The organism is Halobellus salinus (genome assembly GCF_014646875.1).
Classification (GTDB): Archaea; Halobacteriota; Halobacteria; order Halobacteriales; family Haloferacaceae; genus Haloquadratum; species Haloquadratum salinum.
In genome coordinates this window covers 1-2,569 of the sequence record NZ_BMOC01000042.1, presented here as the reverse complement: position 1 = coordinate 2,569, position 2,569 = coordinate 1, and the positions used below count along the sequence as shown (strand labels likewise).

Here is a 2,569-nt window from a genome sequence, read left to right as displayed (position 1 = left end):
GGCGACGGAGCGTTCCCAGAGGCTCGCGCACTCCAGTACTTCCCCCTACGCTGGCAGACTTAACCTCCGTGTTCGGGATGGGTACGGGTGTCTCCCTGCCGCTTTGGCCGCCCTTACGCCGACTGACGGACTCGAACCGCCATCTCGCTTCCACCAAAGGGAAGCGCCTACTCCAGTATCGGTGGTGACCTGCTGCGTGGTTCGTACGACCATTGCACGCGCGCAATCCAGCTTCCGCCTGAACCCGTTTTCACTGTGGCTTCCGTCTTCGTCCAGTCACTGTCAGCACAGCGTGCTGACCCTGCCGTGACTGCGTTGTCACAGTGTCGAGTCTCCGCCACGTACTCACTCCACTCGGGTCACCGCGATCGTCTCGCGTGTGATCGTCTCGTGTATGAGTGGTGGCTCGGACTGTTAGTGCTCGCGGGCTCACACCTCGTTGCCTCGGTGCGTACACCCCGAGTCTATCCAACTCGTCTTCTACGAGTGTCCTCGGTGGTACCTCTTTTTGCGGTGGGTTTCGAGCTTAGATGCGTTCAGCTCTTACCCCGTGGTGCGTGGCTGCTCGGCATCTGCCCTTTCGGACAACCGATACACCAGCGGCACCCACTCGTAGTTCCTCTCGTACTATACGAGCGTTCCGCGCAGGTACCTCACACCCCCAATAGATAGCAGCCGACCTGTCTCACGACGGTCTAAACCCAGCTCACGACCTCCTTTAATAGGCGAACAACCTCACCCTTGCCCGCTTCTGCACGGGCAGGATGGAGGGAACCGACATCGAGGTAGCAAGCCACTCGGTCGATATGTGCTCTTGCGAGTGACGACTCTGTTATCCCTAAGGTAGCTTTTCTGTCATCAACGGGCCCCATCCCGGAGCCTCGTTGGTTCGCTAAACCACGCTTTCGCGTCAGCGATCCTCGTTGGGAAGATCACTGTCAGGCCTCCGTTTGCTCTTGCGCTCTTCTGCGAGTTTCCGACTCGCGTGAGGAGACCTTTGGGCGCGCTCGATATCTTTTCGAGCGCGTACCGCCCCAGTCAAACTGCCCGGCTACCGGTGTTTTCCTCCCGGAGTGAGGGTCACAGTCACTGACGGGTAGTATTTCACGCTTGCCTCGGTGGCCCGCTAGCGCGGGTACCTGTGTAACGGCTCCTACCTATCCTGCACATCAGCGACCATGTCCCAGCGACAGCCTGCAGTAAAGCTCTATAGGGTCTTCGCTTCCCCTTGGGGGTCTCCAGACTCCGCACTGGAACGTACAGTTCACCGGGCCCAGCGTTGGGACAGTGACGCTCTCGTTGATCCATTCATGCAAGCCGCTACTGAAGCGGCAAGGTACTACGCTACCTTAAGAGGGTCATAGTTACCCCCGCCGTTGACGGGTCCTTCGTCCTCTTGTACGAGGTGTTCAGATACCCGCACTGGGCAGGATTCAGTGACCGTACGAGTCCTTGCGGATTTGCGGTCACCTATGTTGTTACTACACAGTCGGAGCGTCCGAGTCACTGCGACCTGCTCGGTCAGGAGCAGGCATCCCTTCTTCCGAAGGTACGGGACTAACTTGCCGAATTCCCTAACGCCGGTTGGTCCCGACGGGCCTTCCCTTTCTCCGGGTGAGCACCTGTGTCGGATCTCGGTACGGTCACCGTGCGCCTTTTCACGGGCTCTTGGTACCAGCACGTTGCCCTGTCTCGCGCTTCGGTCGCTTCGTGCCGTTACGGCATCCACGATCTTCCGCGATTCGGCGGGGCGATGGCCCCGCGTGCTGTTTCCAAAAGCGTCGGCGTTGTTGCACGGTGGCACTGGAATATTAACCAGTTTCCCTTATTGTCCCAGTCGAGTTGCGGTGGGACTTAGGACCGGCTAACCCTCGGCTGATTGGCAGTGCCGAGGAACCCTTGCTCGTAAGGCCGTCGGGGGTCTCACCCGACTCTCGCTGCTACTGTGACCAGGATTTTCGTCACTACACGGTCCACGCGAGCTCTCGCCCGGGCTTCCGTCCGTGCAGTGCGCCAAGCCTACTAGGTCGTCCGATGAGGGACGCTGCCAGGTATCGGTGGTGGATTTGAGCCCCGAGTATTTTGGGCGCCTCGAACCTCGGCCGGTAAGCTGTTACGCTTTTCTTAGAGGGTAGCTGCTTCTAAGCTCACCTCCCGGCTGTTTAGGGCTCGAGACCACCTTCGGTTGCACTTAATCCACACTTGGGGACCTTAACCCGGCGCTGGGTTGTCTCCCTTACGGACCACAGGCTTACCCCGCAGTCCGGATTCCCGACGTTAACGGCGTCTGCAAGTTCGGAGTTCGACAGCACGGCCGACTCCTCTCGGAGGCGGGACGTGCAATCGGTCGCTCTACCTCGCAGACTACCTCGGTCGAGGTCATACTTCGATATGTTTCGGCTGGAACCAGCTGTTGCCGAGTTCGATGGGCCTTTCACCCCTACACACGGGTCAGAGGAGGGTATTGTAGGACACCATCCCTGCAGGCTTCCACGCAGCTTTCGCCACGCTTCACCTTGCCCGCGCGTAGATCACTCGGTTTCGGGTCGTCTCCTCGCGACTCCCCGCG

2 rRNA genes are annotated in these 2,569 nt (G+C 59.6%); both read right to left on the bottom strand.

Features of this window, described 5'->3' with window-relative positions:
* A 5S ribosomal RNA gene (gene rrf, locus IEX72_RS15005) occupies nucleotides 1-115 on the bottom strand; the annotation flags it as partial.
* A 279-nt stretch (nucleotides 116-394) separates the two neighbouring features.
* Nucleotides 395-2,569, bottom strand: a 23S ribosomal RNA gene (locus tag IEX72_RS15000); the annotation flags it as partial.